General features: G+C 62.5%; 13 protein-coding genes and 5 pseudogenes. 6 read left to right on the forward strand and 12 right to left on the reverse strand.

Translation table 11 applies throughout. The features are described from left to right. Positions 1 to 101: 101 nt before the first annotated feature. From ETW23_RS15695 to ETW23_RS15705, 3 genes are all read left to right on the forward strand, one after another. Positions 102 to 1,454, forward strand: a complete 1,353-nt coding sequence (locus tag ETW23_RS15695) for a glutamine synthetase family protein (RefSeq protein ID WP_134830560.1) — start codon at positions 102 to 104, stop codon at positions 1,452 to 1,454. 100 nt (positions 1,455 to 1,554) lie between these two features. Continuing rightward, complete coding sequence (locus ETW23_RS15700; RefSeq protein ID WP_134830561.1) at positions 1,555 to 2,937, forward strand: aldehyde dehydrogenase family protein; 1,383 nt, start codon at positions 1,555 to 1,557, stop codon at positions 2,935 to 2,937. Between the two features lie 65 nt (positions 2,938 to 3,002). Then, positions 3,003 to 4,148: an iron-containing alcohol dehydrogenase gene (locus ETW23_RS15705; RefSeq protein ID WP_134830562.1), complete on the forward strand. Its 1,146-nt coding sequence runs from the start codon at positions 3,003 to 3,005 to the stop codon at positions 4,146 to 4,148. Positions 4,149 to 4,217: 69 nt separating this feature from the next. On the opposite strand, the gene ETW23_RS15710 is transcribed toward ETW23_RS15705, so the two are convergent. Then, entirely contained in the window at positions 4,218 to 4,433 is a 216-nt protein-coding gene (locus tag ETW23_RS15710; protein ID WP_134830563.1) for a hypothetical protein, read from the reverse strand. A 147-nt stretch (positions 4,434 to 4,580) separates the two neighbouring features. After that, positions 4,581 to 5,584, reverse strand: a pseudogene (locus tag ETW23_RS15715) (LacI family DNA-binding transcriptional regulator). A gap of 143 nt (positions 5,585 to 5,727) precedes the next feature. On the opposite strand from ETW23_RS15715, the gene gap reads away from it, so the two are divergent. Both gap and ETW23_RS15725 read left to right on the forward strand, forming a co-directional pair. Beyond that, positions 5,728 to 6,756 carry a type I glyceraldehyde-3-phosphate dehydrogenase gene (gene gap / locus ETW23_RS15720; RefSeq protein WP_134830564.1) on the forward strand — a complete coding sequence of 343 codons (1,029 nt, stop codon included), beginning with the start codon at positions 5,728 to 5,730 and terminating at the stop codon, positions 6,754 to 6,756. 278 nt (positions 6,757 to 7,034) lie between these two features. After that, positions 7,035 to 8,108 carry an Mrp/NBP35 family ATP-binding protein gene (locus ETW23_RS15725; RefSeq protein WP_134831341.1) on the forward strand — a complete coding sequence of 358 codons (1,074 nt, stop codon included), beginning with the start codon at positions 7,035 to 7,037 and terminating at the stop codon, positions 8,106 to 8,108. 222 nt (positions 8,109 to 8,330) lie between these two features. On the opposite strand, the gene ETW23_RS15730 is transcribed toward ETW23_RS15725, so the two are convergent. The 5 genes and pseudogenes from ETW23_RS15730 to phnC form a co-directional block, all read right to left on the reverse strand. Next, positions 8,331 to 8,945 (reverse strand): chloramphenicol acetyltransferase, encoded by a 615-nt coding sequence (locus ETW23_RS15730; RefSeq protein ID WP_134830565.1) that lies wholly within the window; start codon positions 8,943 to 8,945, stop codon positions 8,331 to 8,333. 25 nt (positions 8,946 to 8,970) lie between these two features. After that, positions 8,971 to 10,342 (reverse strand): annotated as a pseudogene (phnE, locus tag ETW23_RS15735) (phosphonate ABC transporter, permease protein PhnE). Further along, positions 10,339 to 11,207, reverse strand: a pseudogene (gene phnE, locus ETW23_RS15740) (phosphonate ABC transporter, permease protein PhnE). The pseudogenes phnE (ETW23_RS15735) and phnE (ETW23_RS15740) overlap by 4 nt, the downstream one beginning before the upstream one ends. 115 nt (positions 11,208 to 11,322) lie before the next feature. After that, positions 11,323 to 12,224: pseudogene (gene phnD, locus ETW23_RS15745) on the reverse strand (phosphonate ABC transporter substrate-binding protein). Between the two features lie 67 nt (positions 12,225 to 12,291). Then, positions 12,292 to 13,110: a phosphonate ABC transporter ATP-binding protein gene (phnC, locus tag ETW23_RS15750; protein ID WP_134830566.1), complete on the reverse strand. Its 819-nt coding sequence runs from the start codon at positions 13,108 to 13,110 to the stop codon at positions 12,292 to 12,294. Positions 13,111 to 13,325: 215 nt separating this feature from the next. Between phnC and rpe the strand changes: the two genes are divergently transcribed. After that, positions 13,326 to 14,015: a ribulose-phosphate 3-epimerase gene (gene rpe, locus ETW23_RS15755; RefSeq protein ID WP_129369939.1), complete on the forward strand. Its 690-nt coding sequence runs from the start codon at positions 13,326 to 13,328 to the stop codon at positions 14,013 to 14,015. Positions 14,016 to 14,201: 186 nt separating this feature from the next. Here rpe and ETW23_RS15760 read toward each other — a convergent pair whose 3' ends face one another. The 5 genes and pseudogenes from ETW23_RS15760 to ETW23_RS15780 all read right to left on the reverse strand — a co-directional run bounded on the left by ETW23_RS15760 (position 14,202) and on the right by ETW23_RS15780 (position 21,394). Next, positions 14,202 to 16,292, reverse strand: a complete 2,091-nt coding sequence (locus ETW23_RS15760) for a 3-hydroxyacyl-CoA dehydrogenase NAD-binding domain-containing protein (protein WP_134830567.1) — start codon at positions 16,290 to 16,292, stop codon at positions 14,202 to 14,204. A gap of 257 nt (positions 16,293 to 16,549) precedes the next feature. Further along, positions 16,550 to 17,782, reverse strand: coding sequence for a Tm-1-like ATP-binding domain-containing protein (locus tag ETW23_RS15765; protein ID WP_134830568.1), 1,233 nt, complete (start codon positions 17,780 to 17,782; stop codon positions 16,550 to 16,552). Positions 17,783 to 17,886: 104 nt separating this feature from the next. Further along, positions 17,887 to 19,329, reverse strand: coding sequence for an aldehyde dehydrogenase (locus ETW23_RS15770; RefSeq protein WP_134831342.1), 1,443 nt, complete (start codon positions 19,327 to 19,329; stop codon positions 17,887 to 17,889). After that, a pseudogene (locus tag ETW23_RS15775) lies at positions 19,236 to 20,854 on the reverse strand (tripartite tricarboxylate transporter permease). The gene ETW23_RS15770 and the pseudogene ETW23_RS15775 overlap by 94 nt, the downstream one beginning before the upstream one ends. A gap of 9 nt (positions 20,855 to 20,863) precedes the next feature. After that, on the reverse strand, positions 20,864 to 21,394 hold the full coding sequence (locus ETW23_RS15780) for a tripartite tricarboxylate transporter TctB family protein (RefSeq protein WP_134830569.1): 531 nt from the start codon (positions 21,392 to 21,394) through the stop codon (positions 20,864 to 20,866). Positions 21,395 to 21,420 lie beyond the last annotated feature (26 nt).

Here is a 21,420-nt window from a genome sequence, read left to right on the forward strand (position 1 = left end):
ACGGAACTTGGCCTGCCGCGCAGCAGGCCAAATTCCTTACCCAAGGAATTTGCCAAAACTTTTGAGGAAAAGTTTTGGCCCAAGCACGCAAAGGGCTGCTCATGCTCTCCTTCGATGATTTGAAATCCCAGGTTTCTTCGGGCCTGGTCGACACGGTTCTGGTATGTCTAGTGGACATGCAAGGGCGGCTGATGGGCAAACGCTTCCACGCCAAGCATTTTATTGCCGGAGCCTGGGAAGAGACCCATTGCTGCAACTACTTGCTGGCAACGGACCTGGAGATGGCGACGCCGGATGGCTATGCCTCGACCAGCTGGGAAAACGGCTATGGCGACTATGTGATGAAGCCGGATCTGGCGACCCTGCGCCCGGTGCCGTGGCTGGAGGGCACGGTGATGGTGCTGTGCGATGTGCTGGATCACCACACGCATGAAGAAGTTCCACACTCCCCGCGCGCCATTCTGAAAGCCCAAGTAAACCGGCTTAAGGCGATGGGCTATGACGCCATGTGCGCCACCGAGCTTGAGTTTTTCCTGTTCGAAAAGAGCTTTGACGAGATCCGTAAGTCCGGTTTCCGCGATCTGGCGCCGATCTCGGGCTACAACGAGGATTACAACATCCTGCAGACCACCCGTGAAGAGCATGTGATGCGTCCGATCCGCAACCACCTGTGGGACGCGGGCTTGCCGATCGAGAATTCCAAGGGGGAAGCGGAGACCGGCCAGGAAGAGCTCAACATCAAATACGCCGCGGCGATGGACACTGCAGAGTACCACACCATCGCCAAACACGCGGTGAAGGAAATCGCCCACCAGCAGGGCCATGCGGTGACCTTCCTGCCGAAATGGAGCCACGATAAGGTCGGCTCTTCCAGCCATGTGCATCAGTCGCTGTGGCAGGACGGCAAGCCCGCGTTTCATGACCCGTCGGATGAGCTGGGCATGTCGCCGCTGATGAAGGCCTACATGGGCGGGCTGCTGAAGTACGCGCCCGATTACACTGCCTTCATGGCGCCTTACATCAACAGCTACAAACGCTTCATGAAGGGCACCTTTGCGCCGACACGGATCATCTGGTCGGTGGATAACCGCACCGCCGGCTACCGCCTGTGCGGCGACGGGACCAAGGCGATCCGGGTCGAGTGCCGCATTCCGGGCTCTGACATGAACCCCTATCTGGCGATGGCGGGCATGCTGGCGGCGGGCATTGCCGGGATCGAAGAAGGGCTGGAACTGCAGCCCCCGTCAAAAGGCGATGTCTACCAAGGTGACACGGGCATGATACCGGGCACACTGCGCGATGCCGCGGTGGCGCTGAAAGGCTCGGCGATGCTGCGTTCCGCCCTTGGCGACGATGTGGTCGACCATTATGTACGCGCCGCCGAGGTGGAGATCGAGGAGTTTGACCGCGTGGTTACCGACTACGAGATTGCCCGCGGCTTCGAGCGGGCGTGATCCGGACCTGGTGGGCTGGGGGCCGGCCCCCTGACCCCCGGGGTATTTTTGACCAGAAAGAAGCAGGGGCGGCAGTGCCCCTTGGAATGGAGTTGATGGCATGGGCCAGACACTGAAGTGCATCTCGCCGATCGACGGATCGGTTTTTGCCGAACGCGAAAGCCTATCGCGCGAGGCAGCTTTTGACGCGGTGGCACGCGCCCGCGCGGCCCAAACCGCCTGGGCCGCACGCCCCCTGCAGGAGCGGATCGGCCTGGTGATGGCAGGCGTCGCTGCCGTTGGCGCGATGAATGATGAGATTGTGCCGGAACTGGCCCATATGATGGGCCGGCCGGTGCGTTATGGCGGCGAGTTCGGCGGCTTTAACGAGCGTGCCTCGCATATGGCCAAGATCGCTATGGAATCGCTGGCCGATATCGAGGTTGGCGAGGACGCCACCTTCAAACGCTATATCAAGCGTGTCCCGCATGGGGTCGTGCTTGTCGTGGCGCCCTGGAACTACCCCTATATGACCGCAATCAACACTGTGGCCCCTGCCCTGATCGCAGGCAATACGGTAGTGCTGAAGCACGCCACCCAGACACTGCTGGCAGGCGAGCGCATGGCGCAGGCTTTTGCTTCGGCGGGCGTGCCCGCGGATGTGTTCCAGAATGTCTTTTTGGACCATGACACCACTTCGGCGCTGATTGCCGAGAAGGCGTTCAACTTCGTGAACTTCACCGGCTCGGTGGGCGGCGGCCAGGCGATGGAACGTGCGGCGGCAGGCACCTTTGTGGGCGTCGGCACTGAGCTGGGCGGCAAGGATCCGGGTTATGTGATGGAGGACGCCGATCTTGATGCGGCGGTGGACACGCTGATCGACGGCGCCATGTTCAACTCCGGCCAGTGCTGCTGCGGCATCGAGCGGATCTATGTGCATGAAAGCCTTTACGATGCCTTCCTGGAGAAGGCGATTGCCATCGTCAAAGGCTACAAGCTGGGCAACCCGCTGGACGCGGAGACCACCATCGGGCCAATGGCCAATGTGCGCTTTGCTGATGAGGTGCGCAGCCAGATCGCCGAGGCCGTGGAGGCAGGTGCAGTGGCCCATATCGAAACCTTGCCGGAGGATGACGGCGGCGCCTACCTGACGCCGCAGATCCTGACCGGTGTGACCCACGATATGCGGGTGATGCGCGAGGAAAGCTTTGGCCCGGTCGTCGGCATCATGAAGGTGCAGTCGGACGACGAGGCCATTGCGCTGATGAACGACAGCAACTTCGGTCTCACCGCATCGCTTTGGACCCGCGATCTGGAGCGGGCGCAGGCGGTGGGCAACCGGATCGAGACCGGCACGGTGTTCATGAACCGGGCCGATTACCTGGATCCCGGTCTGTGCTGGACCGGCTGCAAGGATACAGGCCGCGGCGGCGGGCTGTCGGTCATCGGCTATCACAATCTGACCCGTCCCAAGTCCTATCACCTGAAAAAGGTGACCGGCTGACGGACGGCCCCGCCCGCCCCGGCGTCTCCTCCCCGGGGCGGGCCATTGCATCAAAGGAACACGATATGAGCCTTAACGGAAACTGGTCCTACCCGACCGCAATCAAATTCGGTGCCGGCCGGATCAACGAACTGGGTGATGCCTGCGCCGCTGCCGGCATCACCAAGCCATTGCTGGTCACCGACAAGGGGCTGGGCGATCTGCCTGTCACCCAAGGCACCCTGGACATCATGGACGCCGCTGGGCTGGGCCGCGGCATGTTCTCGGACGTGGACCCGAACCCGAATGAGAAGAACCTGGAGGCCGGAGTCGAAGCCTATAAGGCGGGCGGTCATGACGGCGTGATCGCATTCGGCGGCGGCTCGGGCCTGGATCTGGGCAAGATGGTTGCCTTTATGGCCGGCCAGACCCGCCCGGTCTGGGATTTTGAGGATATCGGCGACTGGTGGACCCGCGCCGATGCCGATGCCATCGCGCCGATCATCGCGGTGCCGACCACCGCAGGCACCGGATCCGAGGTGGGCCGCGCCAGCGTGATCACCGACAGTGTCAGCCATCAGAAGAAGATCATCTTCCACCCCAAGGTGCTGCCCGCGGTAGTGATCTGCGACCCCGAGCTGACGGTGGGCATGCCCAAGTTCATCACCGCAGGCACCGGCCTGGATGCCTTTGCCCATTGCGTCGAGGCGTTCAGCAGCCCTCATTATCACCCGATGTCCCAGGGCATCGCGCTGGAAGGCATGCGGCTGGTCAAGGACTACCTGCCGCGCGCCTATGCCGACGGCACCGATATCGAGGCGCGCGCCCAGATGATGTCCGCCGCGGCGATGGGGGCCACCGCCTTCATGAAGGGGCTGGGCGCCATTCACGCCATGAGCCACCCGATCGGAGCGCACTTCAACACCCACCACGGCACCACCAACGCGGTCTGCATGCCAGCGGTGCTGGAGTTCAACGCGCCTGCAATCGCAGACCGGTTCACCATGGCGTCGGCCTACCTCGGCATCGAGGGCGGTTTTGACGGGTTCCGGACGTTTGTGCAGGAACTGAACGACAGCCTCGGGATCCCCCGCAAGCTGGCAGATCTGGGCGTCACCGAGGATGCAATCCCCGAGTTGGTCAAAGGCGCGATCATCGACCCCAGCTGCGGTGGCAACCCGATTGAGCTTTCTGAGGAGAACCTCACCCAGCTGTTCAAGGCAGCATTGTAAACAACGGCATTTCGCCAGGTTTCAGCGCTCTCCGCCCGGCGGGGAGCGCTGTTTCGTTCCGCTACAGCGTCAGCCGCTGACGTAGACCTTGTCTTTGGGGTAGTAGAAGATTTTCTGATTGTGCAGCCGGCCCAAAAGCTCGTGCACGCGGCGCAGCGTTTCGCCCTCGCTGCTGCCCGCTGCCGGTTGGGCCTCTGACAGGGTATCCCTTGTGGCTTGCAGGGCGGTCTCTATCAGCTCCATATCTGTAACGGACAGTTCGAACATGTCGTTGTACTGGGGCATCTGGGCTCCTTTTCCGGCTGGCTGGACTGAACTGGCTGCCTACAGGCTGCCCCATGGCGGGCCGCAAAGCCACAGGAAAGCGCCAAAATCAACCGTGCCCAGCCCCGGATCGCGGAAACGCCGCCGGTTTCAGCCGCCGGGAGGCTGTTAGAGCGTCTCACCCAGATTAATCGCGGGGCACAACCGGTCGAACACCAGACTGTCCGTGCTGCCGGCCTCGCGCGATTGCAGGATGACCCGCGCGGCACGTTCGCCAATCTCACGGCGGCAGGCATCCGTTGTGGCCAGCTGCTGCGGCATGCCCTGCAGGATTTGCAGATTGTTGAAGCCGGCCAGCGCAATATCGCCCGGCACCGATAGGCCTGCAGCCAGGCAATGCATCAAGCCGCCAACACTCATCACGTCGCTGGAATAGTAGATGCAATCAAGATCCGGGTTGCGCGCCAGCATCTGCGCGGTCAGCTGGCGGCCGGTCTGGATCGCACTTTCGCCGGCATAATGCTCGATATCCCCAGAGCGATACCCTGGGCGGCCAAACCGTCGGTGAAACCGTCAAAGCGTTTCCGGGCGCGGAAGTCCTGCGGCATCTTGGTGCCGATAAAGCCGATCTTGCGGTAACCGCAGGCCAGAATCTGCTCTGCCATGTCGCGGCCTGCCTGCAGATGCGAAATGCCGACGCAATGGCGGACCGGATCGCCGTCCACATCCATAACCTCGACCACCGGGCAATCCGCCTGCTGCAGCATCCGCCGTGTCGTTTCGGTATGCTCCAGCCCTGCGACGATCAAACCGGAGGGGCGCCAGCTGAGCATTTCGCGGATAACACCTTCCTCTTCCTCAAGATCATACCCCGACACCCCGACCACCGGCTTCAGCTGGCTGTCCTTCAGAACAGCGGAAATGCCCGAAAGCACCTCCGGAAAAACAAAGCTGTTCAGCGACGGCACCACCACCGCCACCAGATTGACCGATTGCGAGGACAGAGAGCCGGCAATCCGATTGGGCACATAGCCGTGGTTGCGGGCGATTTCTTCAACCTTGGCCTTGGTTTTGGCGGACACATCCGGGGCACCGCGCAGGGCACGGGAGGCGGTCATCTCGCTGACGCCGGCCAGATGGGCCACGTCCTTCAGCAGCAGTTTCTTGGTCATCCGCCCATGGTCAAGCACTTTGCCGGCAGCCGCAAGGGCTGGTCTGCCGGCACGGGGGTTGATTTCCAGAACCGTTATCGCTATCGGTATCGCAACCGTTATCGTTACCGGAATCATTCCGGCCCAGCAGCCAGAGGTGAGGCATGACACTGAAAATCGCAATAAACGGATTTGGACGGATTGGCCGCGGGGTGCTGCGCGCACTTCTGGAAAGCGGCGAAAAAGACATCGAAGTTGTTGCCATCAACGACCTGTCGCCGCCCGAGACCCTGGTGCATCTGCTGAAATACGACAGCGTGCACGGCCGCCTGAAGACGCCGGTGTTTCTGGCCGATGACCTGATCCGCGTGGGCCGCCACAGCATCCGGCTGAGCGCGATCCGCAACCCGGAAGAGCTGCCCTGGCAGGATGTCGATATCGCCTATGAATGCACCGGACTGTTCACGGCCCGCGGTGACGCCGCGCGGCATCTGAAAAACGGCTCCAAGCGGGTGCTGATCTCTGCCCCCGGCAAAGATGCCGACCGCACCGTGGTTTTCGGCGTCAACCACATGGATCTGACGGCGGACGACGTGATCGTCTCCAACGCTTCCTGCACCACCAACTGCCTGGCACCGCTGGCGCAAGTGCTGGACGGCGCCTTTGGCATCAAGACCGGCTACATGACCACGATCCACGCCTATACCGGCGACCAGCCGACCCATGACACCAGCCACTCGGATCTCTACCGCGCCCGTGCGGCCTCGCTGTCGATGATCCCCACCTCCACCGGAGCGGCCCGGGCGATTTCCCAGGTGCTGCCGCATCTGAACGGGCGACTGGAAGGTTCGGCAATCCGGGTGCCCACCGCGAATGTGTCCGTGGTGGACCTCAGCTTTGTGCCGGAACGCACCGCCACCGTGGAAGCCGTCAATGCCGCAGTGAAGACAGCTGCCGAGAGCGGGCTTGCGGGCATTCTGTCCTATGAAGAAGACCCGTTGGTCTCTGTCGATTTCAACCACGATCCGCATTCCAGCTGCTTTGCCGCAGCGCAGACTGCTGTCACCGCCGAAGGGCTGGTGCGGGTGGTCAGCTGGTATGACAACGAATGGGGTTTTTCCAACCGCATGGTGGACACCGGCCGCCGTATTGGCGAGGTGATGAGGTCCGCCGAGGTCGCACTGGCCAGCTGACAGGGTCAATCGGCGGACGCCTGTTGACGGGAGCCTCCCGCCCGTCGTCCGGTACCTGCCGGTACCTTCCTCCCGTTGGGCCCAGCGCCGCGCTGACGCGCGGCGCTGCTGCGTTCTGCCGCTAGCCCTCTGTGCCGCCCGATGGGCAAGGCCAGCTGGCACATAAGCTGACTCCAGGATGCGCCAAATCAAACTCCGGGCAGCGAACCGCTGGCATACCGCGCTGAATTGCGCCAGAACAGGCGCAAGGCATGACCAGCTACAGGAGCAAGACCGGCGTGACCATCTCCCGTGAAACCGTCCTTGAGGCGCTCAAATCTGTCGCCGACCCCGTCAGCGGCAGTGATATCGTCAGCGCAGGCATCGCCCGTGCAGTGACCGTCGAGGGCAGCACCGTCCGCTTTGTGCTGGAAATCGACCCCGGCAAGTCCGAGGCTTATGGTCCGGTCCGCGATCAGGCTGACGCCGCTGTGACTGCGCTGCCGGGGGTCGGGAAGGTCTCGGCCATGCTGACCGCCCACTCGCAAAAGGCGCCGCCGGATCTGAAGCCCAAGCAGCCCGCCCAGGCGCAACAGCAGGCAGCGCCGCAGAAGGTTCCGGGTGTGGCGCGGATTCTTGCGATTGCCTCCGGCAAGGGCGGGGTCGGAAAATCCACAGTCTCGGCCAATATCGCCTGCGCGCTGGCGATGCAGGGGCGCAAGGTGGGGCTGCTGGATGCCGATGTTTACGGCCCGTCGCAACCCAAGATGCTGGGTGTCAGCGGCCGGCCCGCCAGCCCTGACGGCAAGACCATCCTTCCCTTACGCAACCATGGCGTCACCATGATGTCGATGGGTCTGATGACCGGCGAAGACCAAGCGGTGATCTGGCGCGGCCCGATGCTGATGGGCGCGCTGCAGCAGATGCTGCTGCAAGTGCAATGGGGCGAGCTGGACGTGCTGATCGTCGATCTGCCGCCCGGCACCGGCGATGTGCAGATGACGCTGGCGCAAAAGACCCATGTAGACGGCTCCATTGTGGTCTCCACCCCGCAGGACGTTGCATTGATCGACGCCCGCAAAGGCATCGACATGTTCCGCAAGATGAACGTGCCGGTGCTGGGCATGATTGAGAACATGTCGACTCACATCTGCTCGAACTGCGGCCACGAGGAGCATGTCTTCGGCCATGGCGGCGTGGCGCAGGAGGCCAAGAAGCTGGGCGTTCCGCTGCTGGGCGAGGTGCCGCTGCACTTGGACGTGCGCCTGGCCGGCGACAACGGCACCCCGATTGTGGCAGCGCAGCCCGACAGCGCCCAGGCCAAAGTGTTCCTTGATATCGCCACCCAGCTGGTAGACGCAGGCGCCGCATAATCCTGCCGTCCCCGGGCCAGAGGCCGCAAAACAGCGGCGCGCAGCGCCGTTCACCCTTGAGGCGGGGATGGCAGACCTTAAAATGAACAAGGCGTTTGAAGGGCAGATTTGCCCCTCAAGCGCGTCTCGGCAGGCCCTTTCGCCGCGCAGCGGCGCCACACCCAACTGTGAGGCGCATTCTATGAATGCGCTGGAACAGGCGGGAGCTTCCCGCCCGCCGGATCAGGCATATGTCTCCAGAAACGCCTCCGCCCGCAATGTGCGGAAATCCGGCAATGCGGCGCGCAAAGTGCCGTGGTCCCAGTCCCACCAGGCCAGCTCCATCATCTGCCCGGCGACAGCCTCGGTATAGCGGCGGCGGATCACCTTCGCGGTGTTACCTCCTACTATCGTGTAGGGCGCCACATCCTTGGTCACGATAGCGCCCGCGGCTACAACCGCACCATGGCCGATGGTCACCTCCGGTTTGATAATTGCGGCGTGGCCGATCCAAGTGTCATGGCCGATAAATGCTGTGCGCCCGGCGCGGCGGGAAAACCACTCTGCATCCTGTTCCGCATCGTCCCAGTAGTCGCCGGACCGGTAGTGGAAATGATGCAGCGAGGCTTTTTCCATCGGATGATCAGTCGCGCCGACCCGGACTAGACTTGCGATATTGGCAAACTTGCCGATCTTTGCATTAGCGATATCGCAGCTGCGGTCGCAATAGCTGTAGTCGCCAACCGCAGAATTCGCGACCCGGCTGCCGGCGCCGATCTCCACATAGCGCCCGAACCGGCTGTCTGTGATCTGGCATTCCGGGTGAAGTAACGGGGTTTCCGCCTGCAAACGGGGCATGGTTTTTCCTCTGAAATGTCCGGGATCAGGGCAGCAGGAAGGTGCCGCCCTCTTGCGCCTTGGATGCCTTGCGTTTGGCCGGGCCGCTGCCGCCCGTGATCAGTTTCCGCCGCAGCCAGCCCGAGAACCAATCCATCAGCATCACCATCAGGATGATCAGCGTGATATAATAGGCCACCTCCTCCCAGTCCTTTTGGGTGATGATCGCCTGGGTCAGCAGCAGGCCGATGCCGCCGCCGGTGATTGCACCGATGATGGTGGCCGAGCGGGTGTTGGATTCCAGGAAATACAGCAGCTGGCTCAGCAGCACCGGGGTGATCTGCGGAATCACTCCGAACCGGTAACGCTGCAGCGGTTTTGCGCCGGTGGAGGCGACGCCCTCAATCTGTTTCTGATCAACGTTTTCCAACGCTTCTGAGAAGATCTTGCCGAAGGTGCCGGTATCCGTGACCAGGATCGCCAGCGCACCTGTCAAGGGCCGGGGCCAAAGGCGCGGGCCAAAACCACGGTCCAGATCAGCGAGTCCACGCCGCGGAAGAAATCGAACAACCGGCGCATGGCAAAGCGCAGCGCCCGGAAAGGCATAAAGTTCCGGGTGGCAGCAAAGGCCAGCGGCAGCGCGATGATCCCGGCGCCAATAGTGCCCAGAAAGGCCATCAGCAAAGTTTCCGCAATCGCCCAGGCCACATCCTGATGACGCCACATCTTGTTGGTCCAGAACTCCTGGAGAATCGCGCCTGCCTCACCGGTGGCCGCGCGCTGCAGCAGCTCCCCTGCCCCCATCTCGTAGTACGGGCTGTCGAGGGTGAAAAAGAACAGCTCCCAGCCTGCGAAATAGCGGAACACTTCGGCCCGGTTGCGGGTCACCGTCAGGCGCCCGGCCCCGGTATTGACCGCCAGACGGTTCTTGGAGACGCTGATCCACTCCGGAACTTCGCCCGGCGGCAGTTCTGCCTGCACACCTGCGCTGCGGCTGGGGTGGCGCGCACGCTGCCATAGCCGGGGATGTTGTACTCGATGATCTCCGGGCCGAAGGTGACGGTATGGCCGTCCTCCAGATCAATCACTGTGGTGTCGCCCAGGGCCACCCAATCCGGTGCAAAGCCATCGGGATAGGCGCCCTTGCGCTCCCCTTCGATTGACACCGAAACCGCGCCGTTGCGGTTGTCGCGGGTCACATGGGTCTTGTAGCTGTAGCTGTCGCTGACCAGGGTTCTGGCGTTCTTAAGGCTCGCTTTCTCCCACAATCCAAAAACATCAAAAGCCACAAAGACATAGGCCAGATAGACCAGCACCGCGGCGGGCAGTGCGAAGCCCAGCAGCCGCTTCTTCAGGAACAGCCTTGAGATATCCAGCTTCAGCTCTGCCGGGGTGAGAGTGGTATCGAAAGTGGTCATGCTTTCGCTCCATGGGTCAGACGGTCGCGCAGCAGGCCGGACAATTGGTCAACGGCAACGATGGTGATGAACAGCAGCAGGAAAATCGCGGCGGCCTCATCATAACGCCCCTGCCCCAGGACATTGCGTTCTTCAGCTCGTAGCCGATGCCGCCCGCGCCGACAAAACCGAGAATGGCCGAGGCCCGGATATTGATCTCAAACCGCAGCAGCGCGTAGCTGACGTAGTTCGGCCCGACCTGCGGGATCACCCCCAGCGCCATCCGCTGCGCCCAGGTGGCGCCGACCGATGACAGACCTTCCACTGGTTTCAAAGAGGCGTTCTCGTTCACCTCGGAGAACAGCTTGCCCAGCGCACCGGCGGTGTGGATGGCAATGGCGATCATCGCAGGCACCGGCCCGCCGCCAAGGACAAAGATCAGCACCAGCGCAATAACGATTTCCGGGACAGCGCGGCAAATATCGCTGATGCGGCGGAACAGCGGGGTCAGCGTCGGCCACGGCGCCATGCCGCGGGTTGCCAAGAGCGACAGCAGGGTTCCGAACACCGCGCCCACCAGTGTTGATGCCGCGGCGATATTCAGCGTCTCTACCAGTGCCGGAAAGAAATGCGCCACATGGCCCGGCAGCTGGGCGGCCTTCTGGGACGCCTCTGCCAGAACCTCGGCCGGGTAGTCGAAAACGCGGGTGAACCCATCAGCAAAGGAGCCTGCATTACGCGCATCGGCGGTGCGGAAACCTGCAGCCATCAGCGCCACAAAAACGGCCAGCAGAATGCCGCCGTACAGCCGCTTGCGCTGGGTATGAGCAGTGTATTGCTGCCGGATGTCCTCGATGCCCGGCCGGGCGGCGGTGAGATCTGCCATGTAGGGGTCCTGGTCTTGAAGGGGTGGCAATTTTCACGTGCCATCAAGGAAATTGCGGGGTTCCGAGCCAGGCCCGACCCCCGCAGAGCACAATATCAAAGGTACGGTACTGAAATTACTGGGATTTCAATTTACGGGCTTCGATGATCACCTCGTAGGCGTCATGGGTGATCGGCATCAGGCCTTTCGATTCACCGCCCAGCACATTGTACATGCAATCCGGATCGATCGAGTTCATCGAGGCCAGCAAGCCGGTCATCCTGACCTTCACGTCCACAGGCAATTCGCTGCGCAGCACAAACGGGCCTTCCGGGATCGGCGCGGATTTCCAGATCTCAACCAGATCGTTCATGTCCACCAGGCCCGCATCCACCGCACGGCGCAGAGCGCCGGAGTTGTAGCCGTCTTCCCATTCGCCAAGCCCATCGGCCCAGCTGACACCGCCAGCAACGTCGCCATTGGCCACAGCAACAATGGTCTGTTCATGGCCGCCAGTGAATTTCACTTCGCCAAAATAGTCGCCCGTTTCCATGGTGGCACCCGTCACTTGCGGGATTTCAATCGACGGGATCAAATAGCCCGAGGTGGAGTTCGGATCGCCAAAGCCAAACGTCTTGCCCTTCAAGTCTTCCAGCGAAGCAACGCCGCTGTCCTTGCGCGCAAAACCAACCGAATAATAGCCAAAACCGCCGTCCGCATTGACCTTGACCAGAACCGGTTCAACCGCTTCGGGGTTGGACAGATAGGTCTTGGCATAGCCCGACGCGCCCAGCCAGGCCATGTCGATGGTGCCGCCCAGCAGGCCCTGGATCACACCATTATAATCGGCAGGTGCAAACAGTTTTGTTTCGACACCCAACAGTTCTTCGGTCTTCTCGCGCAGGCATTCCTGCTTGCTCAGACGGTCCTGTGCGTTCTCGCCGCCCAGGATGCCGATGCGGAATTCTTTGATTTCCTCCGCCGCGACGGGGCGGTCAGCGCGGTGGTTGCCAGAACGGCAGCAATCAGATTCTTCATCTCAAGTCTCTCCGGTTGGTCACGCCCCGGGGAGCAGCCCCCGGGGTCGATGAAAACAAATCAGGGGTTATTCGGCAGGAATGGCGGCGCGCATCGCGTCCGTCTTTTCCAGTGTTTCAATCTCGGTTGAGGTTGCCGCCTCGGAAAACTCATCCCCGGCGCCGTAAATCTCGCGGGCAACGCCGGTGGTCAGCTGCGCGGGCAGCCCGTCAAAGACGATGCGCCCGTCACGCATTCCGACCACCCGGTCGCAGTAGCGGCGCGCAGTATCCAGCGTGTGCAGGTTAGCAATCACCGTGCGGCCGTCTTCCTCGTGAATACGGCGCAGCGCCTCCATCACGGTCTGGGCGTTCATCGGGTCGAGCGAGGCAATCGGTTCATCCGCCAGAATGATCTTCGGATCCTGCATCAGCGCCCGGGCAATCGCCACCCGCTGCTGCTGACCGCCCGACAGCGCCTCGGCGCGCTTGGCGGCGTGTTCGGCAATGCCGAGACGGTCCAGGATATCAATCGCCGTGTGAATATCCGCCATCGGGTAGAGGTTGAACAGCGTCGCCATCACGTTACGCCGGTTCAACGTGCCGTGCAGCACGTTGGAAACCACATCCATCCGCGGCACCAGGTTGAACTGCTGAAAGATCATCGCGCAGTCGGACTGCCAGGCCCGCTTGTCCTTGCCGTTCAGGCCTGTGATTTCACGGCCCTGAAACAGAATGCGCCCGTCACTGGCGTCTTCCAGCCGGTTGAGCATCCGCAAAAGCGTGGATTTGCCTGCACCGGAGCGGCCGATAATGCCGATCATGCAGGGCTTGTCGATGTCCAGCGTGGCGGTATCCACCGCAATCTTGCCGCCGAACCGTTTTGTCAGTTTGTCTATGCGCAGCACCGGGGCGCTCCCTCTTCGTTCGGGACCTGCCTAATGCGCTTGCTCAAACCTCATGTGTCACCGCCGTGAAAGTTTTGTAACGCCGGGCTGCGCAACCCGTGGGCGTGCAGCACAGAGTTACGGGCCTGCTGCGCATTCTGCCCCTGTCCACAGGGGCCGGGACGGTCTATACGGCCTTCGACTCCTCAATTCCCTTTGCAAAAGGAAGCTGCCAGATGTCCTTTGACCGCAAGATCAAGATCGCGCCCTCGATCCTCTCTGCCGATTTCGCCAATTTCGGCCAAGAGATCCGGGCCATCGAAGCCCAGGGCGCCGATTGGGTGCATGTGGATGTGATGGACGGGCATTTCGTGCCGAACCTCACCTTTGGTCCGCAAGCGGTGAAGGCGTTCCGCCCGCATGTGAAGACAGTGATGGACGTGCATCTGATGATCGCGCCGGTTGATCCCTATATCGACGCCTATGCCGATGCCGGCGCCGACGTGCTGACCGCCCATATCGAGGCCGGACCGCACATCCACCGCACCTTGCAGGCGATCCGCGGGGCCGGAATGAAGGCAGGCGTCGCATTGAACCCCGGCACCCCAGCGGAAGCGGTGGCGCATCTTCTGGACCTGACCGATCTGGTCTGTGTTATGACCGTGAACCCCGGCTTTGGCGGCCAGAAGTTCATCGACATGACCGCCAAGATCCGCAGCCTGCGTTCGATGATCGGCGACCGCCCGGTACATATCGAAATCGACGGCGGAGTGGACCCTGTCACCGCGCCGCTGGTCACTGAGGCCGGCGCCGACGTGCTGGTGGCAGGCTCTGCCGTATTTAAAGGCGGTTCGGTCAACGATCCCACGGTTTACGGCGAAAACATCCGCAAGATCCGTACTGCCACCGAAGGCACCTGGACCTAAAACGCACTGAGGTTCTCCCGTCAATCGCCGGGCGCATTAAAGATGCGCCGCTCTTGTTGGGCCAAGCGCCGCGCGTTCCGCGCGGCGCTTTTTCGTGATGCGGCCAGCGTTTGCGCGTCCAGCCCGGCACAGCCGGGCCGCGCCCTGATGGCCCTCGACGGGCCGGAAGGGCGCCCGCCTGCCTATTCAGCCGCCTTTGTTCAGTGTGTCAAAGGACTTGCCCTCCGCCACCAGCTGCTCCAGCAGCGGCGCGGGCTGCCAGAAGAAATTATCCTCTGCCGCATAGGCCCGAATGTCGGCCAGGATCCCATCCAGCCCTTGCAGATCCGCCCATTTCAGCGGCCCGCCCCAGAAGCGCGGGAAGCCGTAGCCGAACAGCATCACCATATCCACATCCAGCGGACGGCGGGCAATGCCCTCGCCCACCACCTTGGCGGCCTCGTTGACCATGGCGCACATATAGCGCCGCAAAACCTCCGCGTCCGGGAAATCCCGCGGGGTGACACCCTGCTCTTCCTGATCCCGGGCAATCAGCCCGGCCACTTCCGGGTTCGGAACGCCGCCGCGCGTGCCATCCTCGTAGAAATAGAAGCCTTTACCGGTCTTCTGGCCGAAATCGCCGCCCTCGCAGAGCATTTCGTAGAATCGCGGCACCCGTTCACGCGGATCGCGGGTCGGGGCGCGGCGCTTGCGGGCGGCCCAGTTAATGTCCAGCCCGGCCAGATCGCCCATCGCAAAAGGCCCCATCGGGAAACCAAATCCGGTTACAACCGCGTCCACCTGATAAGGCGAGGCTCCATCCAGCACCAGATACTCCGCCGCTTTGCGGTAGGCGTTCATGATCCGGTTACCGATGAACCCGTCGCAGATGCCCGAGCGCACCGCGACCTTCTTCAGCCTCTTGCCAAGGGCAAAACCAGTCGCCAGCACCTCAGGCGCAGTATCCTTCGCCACCACAACTTCCAGCAGCTTCATCACATGCGCGGGCGAGAAGAAATGCAGCCCGATCACATCCTGCGGCCGGGAGGTCGAGGCGGCAATCTGATCCACATCCAGATAAGACGTGTTTGTCGCCAGCACCGCGCCCGGTTTGCAAATGGCATCCAGCTTGCCAAAGACCTCGCGCTTGACACCCATGTCCTCAAACACCGCTTCGACCACCAGATCCGCTTGCGCCAGCGCAGCATAATCCGTCGCCACAGTCAGCGCCTCGCCGGTCAGCCGATCATACTGCGCCTCGGTGATCTTGCCGCGCTTCAAGGCCCCTTTCAGGTTGCCTTCAATCCGGCCGCGTGCCGCAGCCGTAGCATCATCGGTCATCTCTATCAGCACCACCGGCACATCCGCCAGCAGCGCTGCGGTGGCGATTCCCGCCCCCATGGTGCCGCCGCCGATCACTCCCATCAAGGCCACCTCGCGCGGCGCAATGCCCTCCAGCTCCGGCAGTTTGCTGACCGCGCGTTCCGAGAAGAAAGCATGGATCAACCCCTGCCGCTGATCAGAGCCCATCAGCTCCATGAACAGCGCACGCTCGCGCTTGAGGCCCGCCGCAAAACTCTCCGCCTCAGCCGCCGCCTGTACCGCGCACACAGCCGTGGCCGGCGACAGCTGGCCGCGCCCCTTTTTCAGCGTGGCTGCATAGGCCGCATCAAAGTCCACCGCTTCCGGCGCGGGCATTTCCCCAACGGCCCGGCGCGGGGCGCCCTGCTCCAGCAGCTCTTGCACATAAGCCAGGCCGATCCCGCGCGGATCCCCCTCTTCGATTTTGTCGATAATGCCCTTTTCCAGCGCCTCCGCGGCGCCGAAATGCCGGCCGCTGGTGATCATCTCCAGAGCCGCTTCGGTTCCGGCCAAACGCGGCAGCCGCTGGGTGCCGCCCGCACCGGGCAAAATGCCCAGGTTGACCTCAGGCAGACCCATCCTGGCGGACGGCACCGCAATCCGGTAATGCGAGGACAAGGCCACCTCCAGCCCGCCGCCCAGTGCCGTGCCATGCATCGCGGACACCACGATCAGCGGCGAGGCCTCGATCCGGCTGCACAGGCCGGGCAGCTGCGGCTCCTGCGGCGGCCTGCCGAATTCACGGATGTCGGCACCGGCAAAATAGGTCCGGCCCTCGCCATAGATCAGTACCGCCTTGGCACCGTCCTGTTCCGCGCGTTCGATCCCGGCCAGCAACCCTTTGCGCACCTCAGCACCCAGCGCGTTCACTGGCGGATTCTCCGCCTTCAGAACAGCAATATCGCCTACACGCTCATACGCTATGGTTTCACTCATCCGGTCATCCTCTTTTTCCCGGTGCGGCAGCAGCAGCGCCCGGCTATCATCCGATTAGGCACGGCAGCCAAACCGGCGCCAAGCCCCAATGGCCGCCAATGGCCTGCAAACCCCGCGTCTGAAACGCCCGGGCGCTGCCAAAGCCGGACATGCCGCCCATTACGTAACAGAATATCGACCAATTGGAAGCTATTTGAAACTCCCCACCAAGAGGCACAGCCAATAGGCATAGCCAAGAGTTCAAGGGGATTCGCTGTTCAGCCAGTCTTCACCACACCGCTGGAAATCCAGCCGTCCAGAATTTCCAAAGCCTTGCCGGAAAACGCAGCATCATTGATATGGCAGTCCAGATCATGCAGCACCGCATTTTCCGGGCAGGAGGCACGCATTTCGTCGCAAAATGCCGCCAGCCCTTCTCCGTCATGCAAAGGCGCGCCGGGGCGGTCCCACTCGTTGCAACCGCCCACAGGCAGCAGAACCGCCACCGGCGCCTCTGCAGTGGCCAGTTTGCCGCAAATCGCCTGCGCAACCTGCCGCCGCTCGGCAGCATCCAGCATCGCGGAGGTGAGCAGCCGGTTGTGGGCATGTGTTTCCCGCCCCTTCAACTGCACGGGCGTCTCCTGCCAGCCGACAAAATCCACCAGGTCATAACAGCCCGGCGCCACCAGCTGCGGCGTGCCTGAACGCCCGGCATTGGTCATCCGGTCCGCTCCCGCCGACAGCCCGCCGAACAAGTGGTTCGACACTTCCTGCGGCGCGAAATCCATCACCGCAGCAAAGGCGCCCTCAGCAGCCAGGCTTTCAAACGCCCGTCCGCCCATGCCGGTTGCGTGAAACACCGCAACCTCAAACCCGCGCGCTTCCAGCGCTGGTTTCAGCGCCACCATGTAACGCAGCACAGTCTTGCCAAACGACGTCATGCCGATCAGCGGCCTGTTCCGTTTTGGCGGCTCCACCGACCGCGCCGCGCCCAGAACCGCGCCTGCGGCCTGCGACAGGGACGCCTTGCAGATCGTGTTCAACCCAAACAGCCCGCCCGCCCAGAGGATCATCTGCACATCCGCCGGGATCCGCTCGGGCGGCATCAACGGGGAAAATGCGACAGTTGAGACGATGTATTTGGGGACCCCCACGGGCAGCGCCGCACATATATCCAGCGCCAGATCAGTACCCATGGTGCCGCCTAGCACAATCACCCCGTCAATGCGCCCCTGCCGGTACAGCTCCAGCGCCAGGGCCGCGGCACCTGCACCCATGATCTGCATGGCACTGTTTTCATCGCCAGTGCCGATCGCCGCCCGGATAGTGCTGCCGCCGGCCTCTGCCACTTCATGCTTGCTGACGTCCGTTGATTGGCTGGGATTGCCCAACACACTCACATCCATCGTCAGCACACTGCCGCCCTGCCCGCGGATCACCTGCGCCAGGTAGCCAAGCTCATCATCCTTGGTGTCATATGTCCCGGCAACCAGGATCGTTTTGGCCGTCATATTCCGTCCTCCTCTCGGCCTGCGCTCTGCAGCCAGGCCGCCCCTTCATCTTTCCCCAAATACTCCCGCCGGAGGCTGCGGGTTTTGCCGCTGCAAAACCTGCATCACAGCTGTATCCACGCGGTTTTCAGGTCAGTGTATTTGTCCAGCGCATGCAGCGACTTGTCATGGCCGTTGCCGGACTGGCCGACACCGCCCAGCGGCACCGTATTGTCAGAGCCGCCATAGGTGTTCACATGCACCACCCCGGCACGGATACCTGCGACCATCCGGTGCGCCCGGGACAGGTTTTCCGTCCAGACCCCAGCCGCCAAGCCATAGGATGTGGCATTGGCCAGGCTCAGCGCCTCCTCCTCGGTTTCGAATTTGGTGACCGCCAGCACCGGCCCAAACACCTCGCGCTGGAACAGCGCGTGGTCCTGCGCCACTTGGGTGACGATCGCCGGCGACATATAGGTGCCGCCGGTGTCTTCCAGAATGCGCACGCCACCGGTCACCACCTGTCCGCCCTCGGACCGCGCCATGTCCATGAAAGACAGGTTGCGGCGCAGCTGGTCTTCCGAATTCACCGCCCCGACCTGGCTGCTGAGGTCCAGCGGATCGCCCACCCGCAGGGCTTCGGCCTCGGCCTGCAGCATTTCGACAAACGCGTCGTGAACCGAGGCCTCGACCAGCAAGCGGGAGCCCGCGATACAAACCTGCCCGGAATTGCGAAAGATGCCAGCGGCAGACACTTTGGCCGCCTTGGCCAGATCCGGCGCATCCGCAAAGACGATATTCGGGGACTTGCCGCCCAGCTCCAGATAGCAGCGTTTGAGGTTGGAACGCGCCGAGGCCTCCAGCAGTTTGCGTCCAGTGGCGCCCGAACCGGTGAATGCCAGCACATCGACATCCATCGAGGCGGCCAGCGCCGCGCCGGTTTCTGCACCTGAGCCGGTTACCACGTTCAGCACCCCATCCGGCAGGCCGCATTCCGAGCAGATCTCCGCCAGCCGCAGCAGCGTCAGCGAGGCGGTTTCAGCCGGTTTCAGCACCACCGAATTGCCCATCGCCAGCGCCGGCGCCAGCTTCCACGCACCAATCATCAGCGGGAAGTTCCAGGGCACGATGGCGCCCACCACGCCAACCGGCGTCCGCTGCACCAGCCCCAGCACATCCGGCGCGGTCGGCGCGACCTCGCCCGGCACCTTGTCCAGCGCCTCGGCATAATAGCGGAACGTGGCCGCCGCCGATCCCGGTTCAGCCTTCAAGGCCATGTTGAACTCGGTGCCGTTGTCGCGCACGCCCAGCACCGCCAGTTCCACTGCCTCGGCGTCTATCCGGTCTGCAATCCTGTGCAGTACTTTTTTCCGTGCGGCGGGGGACTGTCCCGCCCAGCGGCGGTCGTCGAATGCCCGCCGCGCCGAAGCCACGGCGTTTTCAACATCTGTTGCAGAGGCGCCCTGCAGCGTGGTCAGAACAGATCCGTCAACCGGCGAAGCAACTTCGAGTGTCTGGCCCGAACCCGCTTGCCATGATCCTTCAAGAAAGAGTTTTTGCGGCGCCACATCAAGCTGCCGAAGCTTGTCGATGCGCTGTTGGTCTGCCATTCGGCCTCCTTCAGTTCCTTATGGTCCTTCAGCACCCGCAGGATGTGGACCGCCAGAACGATGATGATGAGTAGAAACAGGATGAACGCCACCGGGCGGTCAATGAAATCAAAGGGTTCTTTTACCCGCGCCATTGCGGCGCGCAGTTTCACCTCCATAATGCCGCCCAGGACCATACCCAGGATGATCGGCACCGCAGGCAGCGACAGGCGTTTCAGCACATAGCCAAGGATACCAAACGCCGCCGCCATCACGCAGTCGGTGGCGGAATTGCGCAAGGAATAGACCCCGACAAAGCTAAGCGTCAGGATGCAGACGCCCAAAAACCGGTTGGGGATGCGCACCACCTGGATCAGCGACCTGGTAGCAAAAAGCAGGAAAACAAGAACCAGGACATTCAGCACCAGCAGCGCGAGGTACAGTGCCACCACAAAATCCATGTCGTTCTGAAACAGTCCCGGCCCCGGCACCACGTTGTGCACATAAAAGACCGACAGCATCATCGCCGTCAGCGCCTCACCCGGAATGCCCAGCGCCAGGAGCGGCACCATGGCGGCGGCCGGCACCGCATTGTTGGCGGTCTCGGCCGCGATCAGCCCCTCGGAGGAGCCGTTGCCAAAGTCCTGCGGACGTTTCGAGGTTTTCTGCGCATAGGTGTATGACATGAACTGGGCAGTGAATTCGCCGACGCCGGGAACCATGCCCATCAGCACGCCGAAGGAGGCCGAAACCCCTGCGACACGCGGATGGCGCGTCAGTTCGCGCAGGCCCTGGAACATGCCGCCGCGAAGGCGGGTCATGCGGACCTTCTCGTCCTCGTCCGTCAGCAGTACAAAGGCCTGCGAGATGGCAAACAGCCCCAGCACCACCACGATCAGGTTGATGCCGCCGCCCAGGAAATCCTGCCCGAATGTGTAGCGCTGGGTGTATTTCACCGGCTCCAGCCCGATGGTCTGCAGAAAGATCCCGAAACAGGCCAAGGCACCGGCAATCAGCGCCTGGCCGCGATGGGCAACCACAACCAGGATCAGGCCAAGAAGAGCCGCCAGGAATATCTCGCGCGAGCCGAACATCGGTGCGATCCTGGCCAGCACCGGGGCAAACAGGATCAGACAGATGACCGAGAAGATGCCGCCAAAGAAGCTGGCGGAATAGGCAAGGCTCAATGCCCGCTGCGGCTCGCCCCGCGCCGTCATCGGATAGCCGTCATAGGTGGTCAGCGCGTTGACCGCGGTGCCAGGCGTATTGATCAGGATCGCCGGAATGGCGCCGCCGTACATGGAGGAGCCGTAAATCCCCAGCAGCACCGTCAGGCCCACAATCGGATCCATCGAGAACGTCGCGGGCAGCAGGATCGCAATGGCAACCGCCGGTCCGACACCGGGAATGGCGCCGATCAGCACCCCCCGACAGAACCCGCCAGCAACGCTAGCGCCACGTCCCAGCGCATCAGGATTTCTATGGCGGAAAAGATCAGATCCATATGAGGCGCCTAGAGATAGAGAATGAAGAAACTGCGGACTGGTCCCGGCAGATACTCATATAGCATCGCCCCCGGAATCTTGACCGACAGGACGGCCTTGAACAGCACCACCACAGCGACGGCAAAAGCCGCGCTGATCCACAGCATGAAGCGGCTGCGATAGCCCATGCGCCAGCTGAGAAGCGGCATGAAAGCCAGAGTCACGGGCAGATAGCCAATGATCGGCACCAGCAGCACATAGCCCATGAACCAGCCGGCAAACTCCAGCACCTGTGCCCAGCGCTTGACCTCCCGCAGGTCATACCGGCTGACCCGCCGCCAGGGCAGTTTGTACAGATGCAGCCCGCCCATCAGCACCATGCCGCCAACCGCGACAGCGGGCCAGAACCGCGGCTGGGCGAACAGCTTGGCTTTACTGACCCAAGTGGTCTGATCCCCAATCAGAGCCAGCAGCAGCAGCGCCGCCGCCACCAGAAACAGGGCAAAAACCAGCTGTCCGCGCCGTGGTCCGGCAAAGCGGTGTTCACGTTCCGAAGGCATGTGAGTTGTTCATTGTCCGCGCGATT

This window comes from Leisingera sp. NJS201 (assembly GCF_004535885.1).
In the GTDB taxonomy this organism is placed as follows: domain Bacteria; phylum Pseudomonadota; class Alphaproteobacteria; order Rhodobacterales; family Rhodobacteraceae; genus Leisingera.